Origin of the sequence: Tenacibaculum sp. Mcav3-52 (assembly GCF_022347665.1) — a bacterium.
Taxonomy (GTDB): Bacteria; Bacteroidota; Bacteroidia; order Flavobacteriales; family Flavobacteriaceae; genus Polaribacter; species Polaribacter mesophilus.
Genome location: NZ_JAKRGE010000002.1, coordinates 666103 through 685106, shown reverse-complemented (window position 1 = coordinate 685106; position 19004 = coordinate 666103). Strand labels below are relative to the sequence as shown.

The following is a 19004-nucleotide window of genomic DNA, read 5'->3' as shown; positions in this document are numbered from 1 at the left end:
CGGTATCAGTGGTAAAGTTATCGGTAGAACTTTCCCAACGGATGATATTTCCTGTCTGTCCACTTAGGGTCAATGTTGTTGAATTGGTTCCGGTACACACATTGGTACTTCCCGCAATGCTTCCTCCTACCGAAGTAGGATCTACAGTAATGGTTGCTGTAGCAGAAGTCGCTTCTGCACAGGCACCACTTTGTACGATTGCACGGTATTGCGTGGTGGTGGTAAGGTTGGTTGCTGTTAAGGTCGTGGTGGTATTGGCAATATCGGTATCAGTGGTAAAGTTATCGGTAGAACTTTCCCAACGGATGATATTTCCTGTCTGTCCACTTAGGGTCAGTGTTGTTGAATTGGTTCCGGTACACACATTGGTACTTCCCGCAATGCTTCCTCCCACCGAAGTAGGGATAATTGTAAGGGATGCTTCATCTGAAGCTAAAGTCTGACAGGTGTTAAGTGTACTTGTTACTATTAACCTATATTTATTATTGGAAGCTGTTATTGGTGGATTGGTTAAGGTTAATGCAGGGGTAGTTGCATTGCTATATATTCCTCCATTAGATATACTATTCCAAGCTCCGACACCTCCTACTTGCTCTAGCCATTGATATACCAATCCAGTTGTAGTACTTGTACTACCACTGTAATCCGGATTTGTTCCTGGGGCGGTTCCTGTATAAGTAGTTGTACTTAAAGAGCTTGCTGCGGCTGTAAAAGTAACATTGCTCCCTAAACATATAGTACTATCACTTGGTTGTGTGTCCATTTGTATTTGAGTAGCAACAATTTCATTACCTGTGGTCTCTTGTCCTTGATCACCTCCTATATCTGATGCTCCAGAAGCATTTACAAGGTTAGGAACTCCATTGCTATCGATACTTCCTTGAGCTGCTATATCTATTCTTCCATTTCCGTCTAACTGACCAGAAGAAACATTTTCACTTGCTTCTACTGCATCAAAGCACCCATCATTATCACTATCTAAATCTAAATGATTCGGAATTCCATCATTGTCGGAATCTAAAAAACCGCCACATATTAGAGCTAAGTTGATAGGAGATTTTGTATTTCCAGATTTTAGATCAAGTTTTAGCGATGTTGTGGTTGTTTTAATTTCCCAAGCTTCAGATGCTGAAATAGCACCTAAGGCATCAAAGTTCAAAATGCCACCAGAGTTAGAATTAATCATTAAATCACCATTTGGGTCGGCTACAGTAAATTCTCCTGTTGAAGTTAATTCCCAAGTATCCCCTGTATCAAAATTTCCAGTTATACCAATTTCATGTTTTAGAGAAACTGTTACTGGGGATGAAAAAGTAAAAGTTGCTGTTCCTCCTTGAGTGATTAAGATATCTCCATTAGCATTACCTTCGTCTACTGTACCTGTTGTAGTAATTGTTACATCTATTATTTTTTCTGTATCTTGATCAAAATAACTTCCAGAGGTTAAGGTAGTTCCAATTCCTGTTAAATCTAATGGGGTTCCTGCGCAAGCTAATGATTCTTCTGTGTCTAATATTCCATCATTATCATCATCTAAATCTAGCCTATCGGCTATTCCATCACCATCAGGGTCTGTCCCTGATCCATTAATAGTAATTACTAAATTAGCTGTATCAGAAGACACTCCGTCGGAAATTTCATAAAAAAATGTATCTGTTAATGTTTGACCTACGAGTAAGCCTGCTACTGCTGGGTTTGATGTATCAACAATATATTCATAACTTCCATCTGGATTCATTATTATTGACCCGTAAGTTCCAGGGTATAAAATATTTAAATTTCCGGCATTTAGGTTACCTAATGTAGTACCAAGTCTTATGGTGGTAACAGAGCCAGAACCTTGCCAGTAAATATCTGAAACACCAGCAATTTGTCCAAGAGGGTCAGGATCTGTAACATTAGGTCCATAATTATAGCTTAATCTTAATTGATTAATTGGCTGTTCAAAAAAAACATTGATATTTCCTGTAGCATCACTAGGTATTGCGCTACCTATTCCATAAAAAGTATTACTTCCTGAGTTAATTACTCCACCTGTTGTAACAAATTTATAAGTTGAATTTATACCATCTAAATTACCTTCAATTTTTATTTGATCTTGCCAAGAACTTCCTTGTGAAAAATCAATATCTGTTAGTAAGAAACCTAAATTAAAAACAGGTTGATCAAAATCTATAACTAAAACAGTGTCATCAGTTGGGTTAGTTGTTCCGTCTATATTATATATTAAATAACCTGTATGACCTCCGTTGGTAGTATAATCTACTGTTTGGTTAAAGGATGTACCAAATCCTCCAGGGTCTAAAGTAGTAAAAGAAAGCCCCACGCCACCAATAGTTTTTGTTTTTCCATTTACTGTTTCTCCATTTGTAAAATTGCTTTCCCAAACTAAAGTAGATAAGCCTCGATCTACGGTATCAGAGCCCCCAGTTCCAGGATCGGTTATTACATTACCTGTGGCACTTGCATCGATAAAAGCAGTTAAAGAATCTGTGTTATCTATTGCGTCAGGGGCTTCATCTACTCCGTTAATTGTTATGGTTAATATACCATAATCTTTTATACCAATGGCATCAGCTACAGTATAAGAAATAATATCATCTAAACTCTCTCCGTTTCTTAAACCTGTAACAGAAGCATTTGTTTCATCTACATCATAAGTATAAGTACCATTTGCTTGTATTGTAATGTCTCCATATAAAGTAGTATAAGTGTTGTTAACAGCTGAAGGATAGACGTCTACTTCTGTTACCGATATGGCAGTAGAGCCAGAGTCATTAGTAAGAACATTACCTGTAATAGTTCCAGTAGAATTAGCAAGAATACTATCAGCTTCATCTACAACTGTTGGGGGAGTAGTGTAGATTCTTATAATGGTTTGTGCTGTGGTAGAATCTCCATTTGTATCAAAAATGGTAACATCCATTGTGCGTACCCCATCTGTATATGGGCTTTGCAAGTCTCCATAAAACAAGGTGGATAAAAACGTTTCAAACTCAGAATTAGAGATAGGATTTCCAGAGGTTTCTACAATATTAAATGTTGTGTTTGTTAGTTGTGTAATTTGTATTGTTGAACTCCCTATAGTATAGGTAAATGGACCAGATACCGGTAATTGTAACCATAATAAATCAAAACCACCGCCATTATTAATAGCTAACAATTCACCAAAAGGAGTATCAACAATTCCAGAAAAACTTATTGTTGCACTTAAAACACCTGTATCTGTTGTTACTTTTGGATCTACAGTTACAGGGAAAATGTTTGATGTTGTTGGCTGTAGTTGGAAATCATAATTATTTCCTGGTGTTATAGAGTTTAAATCTAAAGTTGGTGTAGCCATCATCATCATACTAAAAGTAGATGAAAAGGATCTTTGATTTAAATTACTATTAGTTATTTTTTTTGTTAAAAAAGAACTACTTATAGGGTTAACTATATTGTTTGATGAGGATAATTTTGTGTCTTGAGGTGGTTTATAGGATAAGGTTTTGTTGAGATTACTTCTTTTTAATTCTTCTTTTATGATTACTTGCGCACTGAGGCTAATAGTAAATGTTAAGAAAATTATATATAATATGCTTTTATATACACTATAGTGAGGGTGTTTATTTTTCATATAAAGCTTTTTTTGTTTAGATGGATTATAGTGCAAATACTTGTTTGTGTTTTTTGCGCTAGAATGTGTGATATTCTTTAATTTAAGACTAAAAAAATAGGATACACTTCATCAACTCGTTAGAGTTTGATAATCAAGTTAAAATTAAATGGGAAACTATAAAAGAACATCTTTAAATATAGTTAACCGTATTAATGATTATGTGGAAAGTGTTATAGTTCTTATATTATAAAACATACTCTTAAACCTGTAATTAAAAGTTTTAAGAAACTTAATTGAAGGAAATGCTCTCCACATTTTTGAGAGAGTGATGGATTGGAGTTTAACTACTCCTTTTTTTCTATTGATAGAAATATGTAGTTTGTTGAGAAGAATTATAAATTCTAATATAAAATCTACACTAAACTTTTTAAAATAAAAGTGTTTCATATTTGGGGGACTTAAATTTAGTTTATGATAAATACTGTTACTTCATCTACTTTTTTGTTTTTAATTGTAGAAAGAATTTAAAGGTGTGATTTTAAAAAATGACTCAAAAAATCACTATAAATATATAAAAAATAAATTAACATTTTTTTATGTTTTTTAAGATAATTTTATAATTAACAGTTCCTTGTCACGGATAGAAAATAAAATTGAATAAGAATGTTAATTATTATTTAATTATTCTTCTATGAATATAAAACACGTTATTTTTACGAGTTCAATACTTATTTAAAAATGAAAAAAATATATCTAATACTACTATTATTTACTTGCTCCTTTACGTTTTCCCAAGTGCACGATCCAGTAAAGTGGAGTACTTCAGTAAAAAAGATATCAGATAAAGAAGCAGAGTTAGTAGCTACCGCAACAATTCAAAAAGATTGGCATTTGTATTCGCAAGAGATTCCAAAAGGAGGGCCAATTCCAACCTTATTTACTTTTGAGGGAGATACTAAATACTTGAAAAAAGGAAATACTAAAGAAGAAGCAGGACATGTAGTGGACGATCCAATCTTTGATATGAAAATTAAATATTTCGATACTAAAGCTACTTTTACTCAGAGAATCCGTTTAAAAACTACAGAAAAGTTTACAGTTAAAGGAGTGGTAGAGTATATGGTGTGTACAGGAATGAACTGTTTACCTCCAAAAGAAGTAGAATTAACTTTTAATGTAAATTAATCCCTTTCCCCAAATAAGATGAAAAAAATACTAGCATTTTTGCTTTGTTTTACTGTTGGGTTTTCGGCAATGAGCCAAATTCACAATCCAATAGCATGGAAAACGAGTGTAGAGAAAATTTCTGAAACAACATATGACTTAGTAAGTACTGCGACAATACAAGGAAGTTGGCATTTGTATGCACAACAAGTTCCTAGTGGAGGGCCTATTCCAACAACTTTTACGTATGATGATGATGGAGGAAAAATTAAAATTGTAGGAAATACTACAGAACCAGAAGGAGAAATTAAGTTTACCACACTTTTTGGTGAAGAAGGAATGAATATTAAATCCTTTGCAGACAAAGCAGTTTTTAAGCAGAAAGTAGAGTTGATTGATGCTAGTTTAACTCAAATAAACGCATTTGTAGAGTTTATTGCCTGTACAGATGAGATGTGCTTGCCTCCAAAAGAAGTAGATTTGGTGTTTGATTTAACTAAAGCGACAGCAGTTAAAGTTTCTTCAGATAACGTTAAAGAAACAAAAACAACAGATAAAGAAGTTTCAAAAGAAAGTGAAAAGGAAGAAAAGAAAGGTTTATGGGGAATTTTCTTCATTGCTTTTTTATCTGGGTTTGCAGCATTGTTAACTCCGTGTGTATTTCCTATGATACCGATGACAGTAAGCTTTTTCACAAAACAAAGCAAAAGTAAATCAGCAGGAATTCGAAATGCAATTATCTACGGAATATCTATTATAGGGATTTATGTATTATTAGGGTCGGTAGTAACTGCTGTTTTTGGAGCTGATGCTTTGAACGCATTATCAACGAACGTATGGTTTAATATAGTTTTCTTCTTAATCTTAGTGATTTTTGCTGTGTCTTTCTTAGGAGCTTTTGAAATTACTTTACCAAGTTCATGGGCAACTAAGGTAGATTCTCAAGCTGATAGAGGAGGGTTAATTGGAATTTTTTTTATGGCGTTAGCCTTGGCAATTGTATCCTTTTCGTGTACAGGACCAATCGTAGGTACTTTGTTAGTAGAAGCAGCTTCTAAAGGAGGAATAGCTCCTATTGTTGGAATGTTAGGGTTCTCTTCAGCTATTGCACTACCATTTGCCTTATTTGCAGCTTTTCCAGGATGGTTAAATTCATTGCCAAAATCAGGAGGATGGTTAAATACGGTAAAAGTAGTTTTAGGGTTCTTGGAATTAGCCTTAGCATTTAAATTCTTATCAAATGCCGATTTAGTATTACAGTTACACTTATTAGAAAGAGAAGTATTTATTGCAATTTGGATAGCTATTTTTGGAGCTTTAGCTTTTTATCTATTTGGAAAAATACAATTACCACACGATAGTCCAATCAGTCATATTTCTGTAGGAAGATTAAGTTTAGGGTTGATTGTATTATCTTTTACCATTTATATGGTTCCAGGGTTATGGGGAGCACCGTTGAATTTAATCAGTGCATTTCCACCGCCACAACATTATAGTGAGTCACCTTACGGAGTAGGGTTTACAAAACAAGCAGTAGTAAGTTCAGGTAATCAGGGAAGTGGACATGAGAGTTTGCCAGAAGGAGCACATTTAATGCCACCACATGATATTATGTCGTTTCATGATTATGATAAAGGATTGGCTTATGCTAAAAAAGTAGGAAAGCCAGTAATGTTAGATTTTACAGGACATGCTTGTGTAAATTGTAGAAAAATGGAACAAAACGTTTGGGTGAAACCAAAGGTTTTAGACGTGTTGAAAAACAAAGTAGTTTTAATCTCTTTGTATGTAGATGATAAAAGACCATTAGAAGAAGACGAGGTGGTAGAATCAAAGTTAAACCCAGGAAAAAAATTAAAATATATTGGTCAAAAATGGAGTGAAATGCAAACTATTAAGTATAAAGCAAACTCACAACCATTTTATGTATTAATGAATCATGATGAATCAAATATAATAGACCCTATAGCATACACACCAGATGTAGATGAATATTATAACTGGCTTGAAAATGGGATTACTAATTTCAAAAAGTAATTAGAAATTATATCATAATTAAAAGGCACTTCAGATTTTTCTGAAGTGTTTTTTTGTTTAATTATATTGTGCTATAAACCTAGAAAACATTGTAAAGGGTTCTTTTACAGTAGCTGTTTTGAAATTATCTATAAAATTCGTACCTTTGTACGATATGGTAGATACTACACACGAGAAAAAAAATCAACGAGTTTTTACATTCAACTACCTTGTGTTCCGTAATCAATCGGACAAGTTTATCCCACCAGGGTTCTAATTTAAGTTTACAATAACTCCTCCTTTGTGAGAAGTTTCTCTAATATATTTAAAAACACTTTGTAGAACTATTTACCAGTTAAAAAATGGATTTATAAAATGTTTTTTTTGACCTTACGAGTATCTGTTTATAGATAATCGTACACTTTTCTAAAAAGTATTCTGCATTAAAAGACAAATACCAAAATAAATAGGTTTTGTATTTATTGCTATTTAAGTTTCAGTAGAAAAAACTAAAGAAACTTACAGTTATTACATACCTATTCTTTTTTATAAAAATCAAATTATGACAATAAAAACTTACGATGCATTTAATCGTATAACCCCTCTAGAAATAGAAAGAGTAACTAACTTTTTATATAAACATCTTGAAAAATATGGAGATGAAAAATCAGCAATTCGTAAAGCAATAGACTATGCAGCAAAAGAGCGAACAGGATTAGGTGGATATGTTTTTACGATAGAAGATAAAGGTGAAATTATAGGTGCAGTGGTAATAAATAAAACTGGAATGGATGAGTATATCCCAGAAAACATTTTAGTCTACATAGCCACTCATAATGAATATAGAGGGAAAGGAGTAGGAAGAAAAATAATGACACATGCTATAGAAAACTGTAAAGGAGATATTGCTTTACATGTAGAAAAAGATAATCCAGCAAAGTTTTTGTACGAAAAGCTAGGATTTACCACTCCGTATTTAGAAATGAGACTAAAGAGATAATATGAGACAGTTAAAAATAACAAAACAAGTTACCAATAGAGAATCAAAATCTATTGAGAAGTACTTACAAGAAATTGGTAAGATTGATTTGATTACTGCAGATGAAGAGGTTGAGTTAGCTCAAAAAATCAAAACAGGTGACCAAAGAGCATTAGAAACTTTGGTAAATGCTAACTTACGTTTTGTAGTGTCGGTGGCAAAACAATATCAAAATCAAGGATTACGCCTTTCTGACTTAATTAATGAAGGAAATATAGGTTTGGTTAAAGCAGCAAGACGTTTTGATGAAACGCGTGGATTTAAGTTTATATCGTATGCCGTTTGGTGGATACGCCAGTCTATTTTACAAGCTTTAGCAGAACAATCTCGTGTGGTTCGTTTACCGTTGAATAAAATAGGAAGCATTAGTAAAATTAATAAAGCAGTTTCTAAGCTTGAACAAAGTAATGAACGAATGCCAACTCCAGAAGAAATAGCTAAAGTTTTAGATATGACTGTTTCAGATGTAAAACAGTCAATGAAAAACTCTGGAAGACATATTTCTATGGATGCACCTTTAAAAGAAGGAGAAACATCAAATTTATACGATGTAATGAAAGCTTCAGAAGCTCCTAAACCAGATAAAGATTTAATGCAAGAATCTTTACAGTTGGAAATTAGTAGAAGTTTAGAAACATTATCTCCAAGAGAATCTGATATCATAAAGCTATTTTATGGTTTAGAAGATTACCGCCCTATGAGTTTAACTGAAATAGGAGAAACTTTTGACTTAACAAGGGAGCGCGTACGCCAAATTAAAGAAAAAGGACTTAGAAGACTCAAACAAAGATCGAGAACTAAAGTGTTACAAACTTATTTAGGCTAGTTTCGACTTTGTTTAATCCATAAAAAACAGAAATAATAATTTTAAAAAGATCTAAATATGTTAATAATACAAGTAAAAGAAGGTGAAAATATCGATAGAGCGATTAAACGCTACAGAAGAAAATATAGAAATACAAAAGTTTTACAAGAAATAAGAGATAGAAAAGAGTACACAAAACCATCTGTAAGCAGAAGGGAGCAATTAAAAAAGGCTCAGTATAAAGAGCAGTTTTTATTAGAGCAGGAAAAATAAGATATGGATATACATTTTATTGATCTATTAATATTTGTGTTATATCTAGTTTTTATGCTTGGAGTAGGAGTATACTTCATGAATAAAAACAAATCAAAAGACGATTACTATGTAGGGGGAAGAAACATGTCAGCAGGTCATATAGGGTTATCTGTTGTTGCAACTGATGTTGGAGGGGGGTTTTCTATTGGCTTAGGAGGTCTTGGTTTTTTAATGGGACTCTCCGGTAGCTGGATGCTTTTTACAGGGTTATTAGGTGCTTGGATAAGCGCCGTTTTTTTAATCCCTAAAGTATATCCAATAGCAAAAAAACATCATTTTCTAACGTTTCCAGAGTCATTAGCTTTTCACTACAATGCAAAAGTCGCTCTAATGGCAGGAATTATTTCGTTAATAGGGTACATAGGTTTTACAAGCTCACAAATTTTAGCAGGAGCAAAACTAGCATCCGCTACATTTCCTTCTATATCTATTACTAATGCAGTTTTAATTATGGGAGTCATTGCAGTGGTGTATACAGTTATTGGAGGAATAAAAGCTGTGATTTATACAGATACCATTCAGTGGATAATTCTAATGATAGGGCTAATAGGAATTGGAATTCCTATCGGTTATGCTGAAATAGGAGGATGGAGTGGAATTAAAGAAATATTACCAGCCAGTTTTTTATCACTAACCAATGTTTCGTTTATTGATATGTTTAACTGGATAATCACAATAGTACCCATTTGGTTTGTTGGAATGACTTTATACCAACGAATTTATGCATGTAAAGATGAAAAAACTGCAAAAAAAGCATGGAAAATAGCGGGACTTTTTGAATATCCAATAATGGCATTTATGGGGGTTGCCTTAGGGTTATTTTCAAGAGTAGCCTATGAGCAAGGAATGTTCGCTAGTATAGGATATGCCCCAGGAGTAGAATTGGATGCAGAATTGGGACTTCCATTGTTGCTAAGAAGTATTTTACCAGTGGGTTTAATGGGGTTAATGATGTCGGCTTATTTTTCGGCAATCATGTCTACAGCCGATAGTTGTTTAATGGCAGCTTCAGGAAACTTAACAACAGATATTTTTGGGTATTTCAAGAAAAGTATCAGTATAAAAAACTCACAATTAATAACTTTTTTAATAGGTGGCTTAGCTATTGTATTGGCAACAAAAATGCAAAATGTATTAGAGTTAATGCTGTATTCGTATGCCTTTATGGTATCAGGGTTGTTAGTTCCTGTTTTAGGAATATTATTACTGAGAAAACCATCACCAATTGCTGCTTTTTATGCAATGATTTCAGGAGGATTGACCACTTTACTATTAATTATTTTAGAGGTAAAATTACCTTTTGGTTTGGATGCAAATTTCTTCGGAATTACATTATCAGCTATTGTATTTTCAATAATTCAGTTAATTAATAATCCAAAATCATGGAAAGCCTAAAGGATACTTTAGAGAAGGTAAGAAAAGAATTACATAAGTTTCCTGAAGTTTCTGAAGAAGAATATGAAACTAAAAAAAGAATACAAACTTTTTTAGAGGAACACACATTTTGTGAGATACAACCAGTGGCTAAAACAGGTTTGTTAGCAATCTTCAATGGAAAAAAAGAAGGGAAAACAGTTATGCTAAGGGCTGATATTGATGCGTTGCCTATTCAAGAAATAAATAGTTTCGAACATAAATCTGTAAATGAAGGAGTCTCTCACAAATGCGGACATGATGGGCATACAACTATTTTACTTGGAGTAGCAAAGCTTCTTACGGAAAAACCGTTGTCTAAAGGAAAAGTAGTATTACTTTTTCAACCTTCAGAAGAAAATGGAAGAGGAGCGCAGTCTATTTTAGAAGATACTTATTTTAAACAACTTAATATAGATTATGTTTTTGCGCTACATAATTTACCAGGTTTTACCAAACAAGAAATAATTGTAAAAGAACATGAGTTTACTAGCAATGTAAAAAGTGCTATAATTACTTTGGAAGGAAAAACAGCACATGCAGCAGAGCCAGAAAAAGGCTACAACCCAGCTAATGCAATTGCTGAAATTCTTCATTTTGTAAGACAAGAAACAAAAAATATACCAGAAGATTCTGATTTCTTTTTAGCTACTCCCATATACGTAACAATGGGAGAAAAAGCCTATGGAGTATCAGCAGGATATGGAGAAGTACATCTTACATTAAGAAGTTGGAGTACGCGTTTAATGAAAGAAAAACAGAATAACCTCGAACAATTACTTCAAAAGCTTCAAGAAAAAGAAAAGTTAAGTATTAATACTTCTTGGTTTGAAGAGTTTTACGCAAATAAAAATAACAAAGAAGCTGTTGAGTATATAAAAAAGGCAGCGGAACAACTAAATTTATCAATTAACGAAATAAATACCCCATTTAAATGGGGCGAAGATTTCGGGTTGTTTACACAACAATATAAAGGAGCTATGTTTGGGATAGGAGCTGGGAAAAACACTCCTGCACTACATAATCCAGATTATGATTTTCCTGATGATGTAACAGTAACAGGAGCACAATTATTTTATAATATTTTAAAAGAAGTTCAACAATAATGACTCATACATCTTATTTAGAATTATCTGAATCAGCAATAAAAAATAACATCAATTTTATACGTGAAATAATAGGAGATACTACTATTTTTTCATCTGTAGTAAAAGGAAATGCTTACGGTCATGGAATTAAAACCTATTGTATGTTGGCATACAAATACGGAGTAAGACATTTTAGCGTTTCTGATGCGAATGAGGCTTTTGATATAAAAAAAACACTACCTTATGAAGATGTAACCATTATGATAATGGGAATGATTGAAAATAGCCAGTTACCATGGGCAATTGAAAATGAGATAGAGTTTTTTGTTTTTGAAGAAAATAGACTACAAAAAGCGATAGAAGCAGCAAAAAAAGTAAAAAGAAGAGCTAAAATTCATTTAGAAATCGAAACAGGAATGAACAGAACAGGCTTTGTTCCAAAAGAAACAACAAAAGTTCTTAAATATATTGAGACACATAAAGAGTTTGTTGATGTTAAAGGAATTTGTTCTCATTTAGCAGGAGCAGAAAGTATATCAAATTACAAGAGAATAACCGATCAAAAGAAAAAATTTAAAAATGTAAGAAAGAGAGTAAAAGAACTTGATTTATTCAATCCAAATTACCATTTAGCAAGTTCAGCAGCTACAATTAGATACCCAACAACAAGGTTAGATTTGGTAAGAGTTGGTATCTTACAGTTTGGATTTTTTCCAACAAAAGAGATATTGGTTCATTATTTAACCAAAGAAAAAATTGTAGAAAATCCGTTAAAAAGAATCATATCTTGGAAAACAGAAGTTATGGATGTTAAAACGATAAAGGCTGGTCAGTTTATTGGCTATGGTACATCATACTTTACAAACCAAGAAACCAAAATAGCAATTATACCAGTTGGATATTCTTCAGGATATAGCCGTTCTCTTAGTAATAAAGGAAAAGTTTTAATAAGAGGACAACGACATAAAATAGTAGGAACCATTAATATGAATATGATGGCAGTAGATATAACACATGCCGATACTATTGAAAAAGGAGATGAAGTTGTATTAATTGGAAGTCAAGGTGATGTTGAAATAACTGTTTCATCATTCAATGATTCAATACAAATAATTAATTATGAATTATTAACACGACTTCCTGAGAATTTACCAAGAATAATAACAAAATAATTATGGCAGAATTAATTATATATTCTGAAAGAATAAAAGATAACATAAAAAAACTAAGTAACTTCTTTGAAAAAAATCATATCGAATGGAGCTTGGTAACAAAAGTTTTCTCGGGAGATAAAACATTTTTAAAAGCAATTTTAACTCCGGATGTAACTGAAAAAATAAACTCGATTGGAGATTCTAGATTAACAAGCTTAAGAAACTTAAGAGAGGTGAATCCAGATTTACGTACTATTTACATAAAACCCCCAGCAAATATTTATGCAGATGATGTGGTAGAGTACGCAGATATTTCTTTAAACAGCTCTTTATCTACTATAGAGTCACTTAATGAAGCAGCGAAGAAGAAAAATAAAATTCATAAAATTATTATTATGATTGAAATGGGTGAGTTAAGAGAAGGAGTAAAAAGAGATGATATTTTAGGGTTTTATGAAAAAGTATTCAATCTACCGAATATTGAAGTAATAGGTATAGGTTCAAATTTAGGATGTATGTACGGAGTAGAGCCTACTTATGATAAGCTATTGCAATTATCATTATATAAAGAATTAATATCGGCTAAATTTAATAAGGATTTAAAATATGTGTCAGGCGGTACATCAATTACGTTACCATTGGTGGAAAATGGAGTCGCTCCTAAAGATATAAACCATTTTAGAATTGGAGAAGCTGCATTCTTTGGAGTAAGTCCGTTAGAGAATAAGCAGTTTAAAGATTTGCATACAGAAACATTTGAGTTTTATGCTAATGTAATAGAGTTGGAAAAGAAAAAAATAGTTCCCGATGGCATTATAAGTGAAGCAAGTATTGGACATACATCTACTTATGATGAAAACGATGTACAAGAAACATCGTACAAGGCAATTTTAGATTTTGGTTTATTAGATGTAGATAAAAATGATATTGAAGTTGAGGATAAAAGTATATCTTTTGTGGGAATTACTTCTGATATGTTAGTAATTGATGTTGGGTTGAATAAAAATGAAGCAGGAGATACAAAATATAAAGTAGGTGATAAAGTAAAGTTTACACTTAGCTATATGGGGGTAGCAAGATTGTTAAGTTCTAAATTTATAGATAAAGTTTATGTATAAAACAAAGATATCTACCCTCTACTTTTTTAGGGGGTAGATAGTAATGGTATTACCTAACCATGCTTGTAATTTATCATACATGATTTTTTGTTTTTCGTCAGAAAAATGTCTTATTCTAGTAGCATGATTTGCATTAGGTAATACCATTTTTAAGGCATCAACCTCTTTTTTAGGTATAGGAGCACAAGCGTACCAAGGATCATTTTCGCCGTAAATGTATAAAATTCGATTCCCTTTATTTTCTACATAATTGCGCACTTTTTTTATATAATTTGGGTTGTAGCTTATATCAATATTTTTAGGAGCGAAACGCTTATTAGAACTACTGGTAACCACTTGAAGCAAATCTTTAACAGGTGTTAAGTCATATCCATAATACCCTAATTCTGTCATATGTTGATAAAAGGAAGGAAGGTAATAGTTATATCCCCAATCACTATAAACAGTAATATCAGAGTTCTTTATTAAAAAGTTAAATAATACGTTGATATCATCATTGTTCTCAGGTATTTTATCACACTTGCCATCTCCCCATTGCCAAAAAGAAAAAGGAAATTCTAATACAGCATATTCTAAAACTTCATTAAAAGGAACTTCATTAAAAGTAATCTCATTAGTCGTAGCATATTCTTTTAGTAATGGAATTATATCGCTTCTTTTATGTAAAATAGCACGTTGAAATGTTTTAATTCTATCTCTACAAGTTTCATTCTTAATAGTATTTATGAAATCGTTAGTTCTAATATCTTCTGTACCGTTTATTAAAGGAGCTACGTAAGGCACAGTTACATCAATATCATTAGGAAAATTATATTTATAAATTAATGCAGTTTCTCCTCCTTTACTAATACCCGTAGAAATCCATTTATTCTTGTACAAAGATTTTAACTTCTCAACAATAAAGTGATAATCGTTTGTGGCATTATCATTTGTTAGATATTTCCAAGGAATTTCATCAGGTCTAGATTTTCCGTACATTCTGTATTCTACAATAACTTGATTACCCTTAAAAATCTTGCTTAATTCGGTAGTTCTATTATGGGAAGCATACCCATCTGTAACCAAAATAGTAGGGTTATTATAGTCACTATGTGATATGTAAATATATTGCTTAAAAGTACCTTCTTCCGGATGTTTATGATCCAAAAATTGATTTAAAATAACTTGATAAGACTCTATAAAATGATCTTCAGTTTTTATAGTATTAATTTTAGCATTAGGAAAAACTTCTTGTAGTTTACTTTTAAAAGATTTATTATTATTTGTGTTACATGAAAGTAAAACAGTAATAATAAAAGTAAAAAGAAAAGTAGGAATTAACTTCATAAAATAATTTTGTATAAAATTATAGGCTTTCATTTTTTTAAATTGATACTATTTTATCTAACAGTGTGCAAATATTAAGTAGTTTAAGGGTAGATTCTATCGCAAGATTTTAAAAAACGTACATTTAGCTATGGAACAAATTGTACAAATTAATAATCAGTTTATAGAAAGTAATACATCTTTTCAAGAGTTAATAAATGAACTTAAAAAAGCATTTTCGGACAACAAGGTACAAGTACCTTTAAGGCACCATCATGATTTTACAAATCCTAAAGCAACTCAAGATTCAACCTTACTTTTAATGCCTGCTTGGAACCCAGGAAAAACAGCAGGAATAAAAATAGTTACCGTTAGTCCAGAGAATCATCAATTTAACTTACCAGCTATTCATGGAACATATATTTTGTTAAATTCTGTAAACGGAACTATTAAAGCAATTTTAGATGCTAAAAGCTTAACAGCAAAAAGAACCGCGGCTGCTTCTGCTTTAGCATCTTCTTTTTTATCAAGAAAGAACGCAGATTCATTATTAATGATAGGTACAGGAGCTTTAGCTACTAATTTAATAAAAGCGCATTGTACAGTTAGACCAATAAAAAAGGTATATGTTTGGGGAAGAAACTATGAAAAAGCGAAAAAAATAGCAAAGCAGTGTAATAGTAATATTGTAAAAGTAGTACCAGTAGAGACAATAGAAGAAAAAATAAAGGAAGTAGCGATTATATCTTCAGCAACATTATCTAAAATGCCATTAATTAATGGTGATTTATTACAAAAAGGGCAACATATAGATCTTGTAGGAGCTTACAAAAAAGACATGAGAGAAGCTGACAACTCAGCTATACTTAAATCAACAGTTTTTGTGGATACTTTTCAAGGAGGGCTTAAAGAGAGTGGAGATATTGTAATTCCATTAAACCAAGGGATAATAGAAGAAAAAGATATTAAAGCAGATTTATTTAGGCTGTGTGCTAATAACATTTTAGCTAGGACATCAGAAGAAGAAATTACACTTTTTAAATCAGTAGGTCATGCTTTAGAAGATTTAATAGCGGCAAATTATTATTATAAACAATACATATAATGAATAGGAGTAAAACATATAAAAATATTATACAAAAAACAACATTTACTATTCCCAAAGATTGGATACAGATAGAAACTATCGACATGCATACTGGGGGAGAACCGTTACGAGTAATAATAAAAGGATTTCCAGACTTAGAAGGGAAATCAGTTTTAGATTATAGACGATTTTGTAAAGAAAATTATGATTATTTACGAACAGCTTTAATGTTTGAACCAAGAGGACATGCAGATATGTATGGATGTATTTTATTGCCTCCAAATGATGATGAAGGAGATTTTGGTATTATTTTTTTGCATAATGAAGGGTACTCAACTATGTGTGGTCATGCCATTATTGCAATCTCTACTCTTGCAATACACATGAAATGGATAGAGGTTGTAGAAGGAGAGAATATATTGAAAATAGATGCCCCTTGTGGTAGAATTGTTTCTTATACAGAGGTGAAAAACAATGAAGTAATAGGTGTAAAATTTCATTGTGTACCTAGTTTTGTTGTTGGCTTAGACCGTACAGTAAATGTAAAAGGGCTAGGAGAAGTTACATATGATTTAGCTTATGGTGGAGCTTTTTATGCATATGTAGACATGTGTAAAAATAATTTTGATTTTGATTTATCTGCAAAAAACTATAGAAATTTAATAAACGCAGGAATGGCTATTAAAAATGAAGTAATGTTGCAAGACAAAGAAATTTTACATCCTTTTGAGGATGATTTAAGCTTTTTATACGGAACTATATTTATTGATAATACTAAACAAATGTCTGGTAATGATAGTAAAAATGTATGTGTTTTTGCAGAAGGAGAAGTAGATAGATGCCCTACAGGATCAGGTGTTTCAGGGCGAATGGCAATTCACAAAGCAAGAAAAGAAATAGATTTTAATCAAGTAATGAGTATTGAAAGTATTACAGGTTCTACTTTCAAAGGTTCTGTAATCTCCGAAGAAAATTATGGAGCATTTAAAGCTGTAATTCCTCAAGTTGAGGGAACCGCATATATAACAGCCGTACAAACTTTTATAATAGACCCAAAAGATCCAATGAAAAAAGGGTTTATACTTCGATAAACCCCAAAATATTAATTAATTTTTGTGCATTTTTTAGCTAGCCAAATATTTTCTTCTTTAGTTAAGAAAGGAGAAAGTGTTTGGTAAACTTTACTATGGTAAGCATTTAACCAGTTTTTTTCATCAATAGTAAGTAAGTTTGCATTAATTAATGTGGTATCAATATAGCATAGTGTTAGTGGTTCAAACTCTAAAAAAATACCAAAACTAGAAGTCTTTTGTATTTTTGAAAGAACTATATTTTCTATCCTAATACCGAATTCTCCAGAAATATATAATCCTGGTTCAATAGTTGTTAGTTGGTTTTCAAAATGTGAACTTGTACCTCTTTCAGTTACTGTAGTGCTAGCAAATCCTTGGTCAGGTTCGTGTACCATACCAAAACTACCAATACCATGTCCTGTTCCATGTGGGTAATCTAATCCATTTTTCCATAATGGAGCTCTAGCAAAAGCATCTAATTGTACTCCTGTTGTTCCTCTAGGAAAAACAAGTTGTTCAAGTCCAATATAACCTTTTAGAACAGCTGTGTATGCTGTTGTTATTTTTTTACAAGGTGTGCCTCCAAGCCAAATAGTTCTGGTAATATCAGTAGTTCCATCTTCATATTGGGCACCACTATCTAATAATAAAATATTTTCATTTTTTACAAGCAAACAATTGTCTTTAGTAGGAGTGTAGTGAATGATGGCTCCATTTTTTTTATAGCCTACAATTGTAGCAAATGACTCACCTTTATATAAATTTTGTTGTTGCCTAAAATAATTAAGTTTTTGTCCTATTTCATATTCAGAAACAACATTTTTACAGAGTTTTTTTTCAAGCCAAATAAAAAACTTAGTTAAAGCAACTCCATCTTTAATCATACACTTTTTGGAACCTTCAATCTCAGTAATATTTTTAACTGATTTAAGAGTTTTAGCATAAGATTTTTCAGAAATAAGGGTTCCTTTTAAATTAACAAAAGACTCATAATTTAAAGTAGAAAAGTCAACAATGGTTTTTTTATTATAAGTTATTTCAGACAGATAAGTTATGACTTCATCATAGTTTTTTATAAAAACATTATTAGCGTCAAAATCATTAATAACTGGGGGTGTAAATCTCTTTTTATCACAAAAAAAATAAATATCTTGTTTACCTATAAGAGCATAAGCTGTAACCAAAGGGGTATAGTCGACATCACTAGAACGAATGTTAAATAACCAGGCAATCTCATCTAATGATGAGAAGAAATAAAAATCTACATTTTTATCTTTTAACCTTTCCTGAATTTTTCTAATTTTAGATAAAGTTGAAGCTCCACTGTATTTAATTGAATGATGGTAAATAGGTGTATTAGGTAAACTAGGCCTATTTATCCATATATTTTTTGCAAAATTAGGTTGATTTTTAAGTTGTATGTTTTTTAAAGTTGTATGTGATGTTAAATAATTTATTTGTGATATGGAAAACAACCTAAAGTCTAAGCCAATACAAGTTTCTGTATTCAGTAAATTACATAACCAAGCTACATGTTCTGGAGCATGAGGAATAGATTGTTTATGTAGTTGTACTTCAGAAGTTTTGCACTCTTCTTCAAACTGTAAAAAATATCGAGAATCAGTCCATAAAGCAGCTCTATCTTTTGTGACAATTAGAGTTCCAGCAGACCCTGTGAAACCAGAAAAGTATTCACGAAGTTTCCAATGATCAGCCACATATTCCGATTGATGAGGGTCAGTTGATGGAATTATAAAAGCATCAATCTTTTGAATAGACATGAAGTCACGTAAAGCTTTTAATCTTTCATTAACCATAATAGCTTT

General features: G+C 31.8%; 14 protein-coding genes. 11 read left to right on the top strand and 3 right to left on the bottom strand.

The features are described 5' to 3' along the window. Positions 1 to 3619 (bottom strand): beta strand repeat-containing protein (locus MHM83_RS09130; protein ID WP_239179346.1); only part of this gene is annotated, 3619 nt, incomplete at its 3' end. A gap of 720 nt (positions 3620 to 4339) precedes the next feature. Here MHM83_RS09130 and MHM83_RS09125 point away from each other — a divergent pair. The 9 genes from MHM83_RS09125 to MHM83_RS09085 all read left to right on the top strand — a co-directional run bounded on the left by MHM83_RS09125 (position 4340) and on the right by MHM83_RS09085 (position 13713). Then, positions 4340 to 4786 (top strand): protein-disulfide reductase DsbD domain-containing protein, encoded by a 447-nt coding sequence (locus MHM83_RS09125; protein WP_239179344.1) that lies wholly within the window; start codon positions 4340 to 4342, stop codon positions 4784 to 4786. Between the two features lie 18 nt (positions 4787 to 4804). After that, entirely contained in the window at positions 4805 to 6802 is a 1998-nt protein-coding gene (locus tag MHM83_RS09120) for a protein-disulfide reductase DsbD family protein (protein WP_239179342.1), read from the top strand. Between the two features lie 541 nt (positions 6803 to 7343). Next, entirely contained in the window at positions 7344 to 7781 is a 438-nt protein-coding gene (locus tag MHM83_RS09115; protein WP_083574767.1) for a GNAT family N-acetyltransferase, read from the top strand. A gap of 1 nt (position 7782) precedes the next feature. After that, on the top strand, positions 7783 to 8646 hold the full coding sequence (locus tag MHM83_RS09110) for a sigma-70 family RNA polymerase sigma factor (RefSeq protein WP_047788651.1): 864 nt from the start codon (positions 7783 to 7785) through the stop codon (positions 8644 to 8646). Between the two features lie 57 nt (positions 8647 to 8703). After that, positions 8704 to 8898 carry a 30S ribosomal protein S21 gene (gene rpsU / locus MHM83_RS09105; protein ID WP_073181894.1) on the top strand — a complete coding sequence of 65 codons (195 nt, stop codon included), beginning with the start codon at positions 8704 to 8706 and terminating at the stop codon, positions 8896 to 8898. A 3-nt stretch (positions 8899 to 8901) separates the two neighbouring features. Further along, positions 8902 to 10335 carry a sodium:solute symporter family protein gene (locus tag MHM83_RS09100; RefSeq protein ID WP_239179340.1) on the top strand — a complete coding sequence of 478 codons (1434 nt, stop codon included), beginning with the start codon at positions 8902 to 8904 and terminating at the stop codon, positions 10333 to 10335. Next, positions 10323 to 11459 (top strand): amidohydrolase, encoded by a 1137-nt coding sequence (locus tag MHM83_RS09095; protein WP_239179338.1) that lies wholly within the window; start codon positions 10323 to 10325, stop codon positions 11457 to 11459. The genes MHM83_RS09100 and MHM83_RS09095 overlap by 13 nt, the downstream gene beginning before the upstream one ends. Next, the gene (gene alr / locus MHM83_RS09090) at positions 11459 to 12613 is read left to right on the top strand and encodes an alanine racemase (protein ID WP_159493279.1); all 1155 of its coding nucleotides are present in this window, start codon (positions 11459 to 11461) and stop codon (positions 12611 to 12613) included. The genes MHM83_RS09095 and alr overlap by 1 nt, the downstream gene beginning before the upstream one ends. A 2-nt stretch (positions 12614 to 12615) precedes the next feature. Next, entirely contained in the window at positions 12616 to 13713 is a 1098-nt protein-coding gene (locus MHM83_RS09085; RefSeq protein ID WP_047788646.1) for an alanine racemase, read from the top strand. A gap of 18 nt (positions 13714 to 13731) precedes the next feature. Here MHM83_RS09085 and MHM83_RS09080 read toward each other — a convergent pair whose 3' ends face one another. After that, positions 13732 to 15072: a S28 family serine protease gene (locus MHM83_RS09080; protein WP_125064429.1), complete on the bottom strand. Its 1341-nt coding sequence runs from the start codon at positions 15070 to 15072 to the stop codon at positions 13732 to 13734. A gap of 97 nt (positions 15073 to 15169) precedes the next feature. Between MHM83_RS09080 and MHM83_RS09075 the strand changes: the two genes are divergently transcribed. Together MHM83_RS09075 and MHM83_RS09070 are read left to right on the top strand one after the other, a co-directional pair. Continuing rightward, a complete protein-coding gene (locus MHM83_RS09075) occupies positions 15170 to 16123 on the top strand; it encodes an ornithine cyclodeaminase family protein (RefSeq protein ID WP_047788645.1) in 954 nt (317 codons plus the stop codon). Continuing rightward, a complete protein-coding gene (locus MHM83_RS09070) occupies positions 16123 to 17196 on the top strand; it encodes a proline racemase family protein (protein WP_047788644.1) in 1074 nt (357 codons plus the stop codon). Before MHM83_RS09075 ends, MHM83_RS09070 begins: the two co-directional genes overlap by 1 nt. Before the next feature lie 11 nt (positions 17197 to 17207). Here MHM83_RS09070 and MHM83_RS09065 read toward each other — a convergent pair whose 3' ends face one another. Beyond that, a complete protein-coding gene (locus tag MHM83_RS09065) occupies positions 17208 to 18995 on the bottom strand; it encodes an aminopeptidase P family protein (RefSeq protein ID WP_239179336.1) in 1788 nt (595 codons plus the stop codon). Positions 18996 to 19004: the final 9 nt, after the last annotated feature.

What these genes read in the sequence shown, in the direction of transcription:
- MHM83_RS09095 (WP_239179338.1), top strand. Translation starts at nt 10,323, where the DNA reads ATGGAAAGCCTAAAGGATACTTTAGAGAAGGTAAGAAAAGAATTACAT.
- alr (WP_159493279.1), top strand. Translation starts at nt 11,459, where the DNA reads ATGACTCATACATCTTATTTAGAATTATCTGAATCAGCAATAAAAAAT.
- rpsU (WP_073181894.1), top strand. Translation starts at nt 8,704, where the DNA reads ATGTTAATAATACAAGTAAAAGAAGGTGAAAATATCGATAGAGCGATT.
- MHM83_RS09120 (WP_239179342.1), top strand. Translation starts at nt 4,805, where the DNA reads ATGAAAAAAATACTAGCATTTTTGCTTTGTTTTACTGTTGGGTTTTCG.
- MHM83_RS09065 (WP_239179336.1), bottom strand. Translation starts at nt 18,995, where the DNA reads ATGGTTAATGAAAGATTAAAAGCTTTACGTGACTTCATGTCTATTCAA.
- MHM83_RS09100 (WP_239179340.1), top strand. Translation starts at nt 8,902, where the DNA reads ATGGATATACATTTTATTGATCTATTAATATTTGTGTTATATCTAGTT.
- MHM83_RS09110 (WP_047788651.1), top strand. Translation starts at nt 7,783, where the DNA reads ATGAGACAGTTAAAAATAACAAAACAAGTTACCAATAGAGAATCAAAA.
- MHM83_RS09080 (WP_125064429.1), bottom strand. Translation starts at nt 15,072, where the DNA reads ATGAAAGCCTATAATTTTATACAAAATTATTTTATGAAGTTAATTCCT.
- MHM83_RS09070 (WP_047788644.1), top strand. Translation starts at nt 16,123, where the DNA reads ATGAATAGGAGTAAAACATATAAAAATATTATACAAAAAACAACATTT.
- MHM83_RS09115 (WP_083574767.1), top strand. Translation starts at nt 7,344, where the DNA reads ATGACAATAAAAACTTACGATGCATTTAATCGTATAACCCCTCTAGAA.
- MHM83_RS09085 (WP_047788646.1), top strand. Translation starts at nt 12,616, where the DNA reads ATGGCAGAATTAATTATATATTCTGAAAGAATAAAAGATAACATAAAA.
- MHM83_RS09125 (WP_239179344.1), top strand. Translation starts at nt 4,340, where the DNA reads ATGAAAAAAATATATCTAATACTACTATTATTTACTTGCTCCTTTACG.
- MHM83_RS09075 (WP_047788645.1), top strand. Translation starts at nt 15,170, where the DNA reads ATGGAACAAATTGTACAAATTAATAATCAGTTTATAGAAAGTAATACA.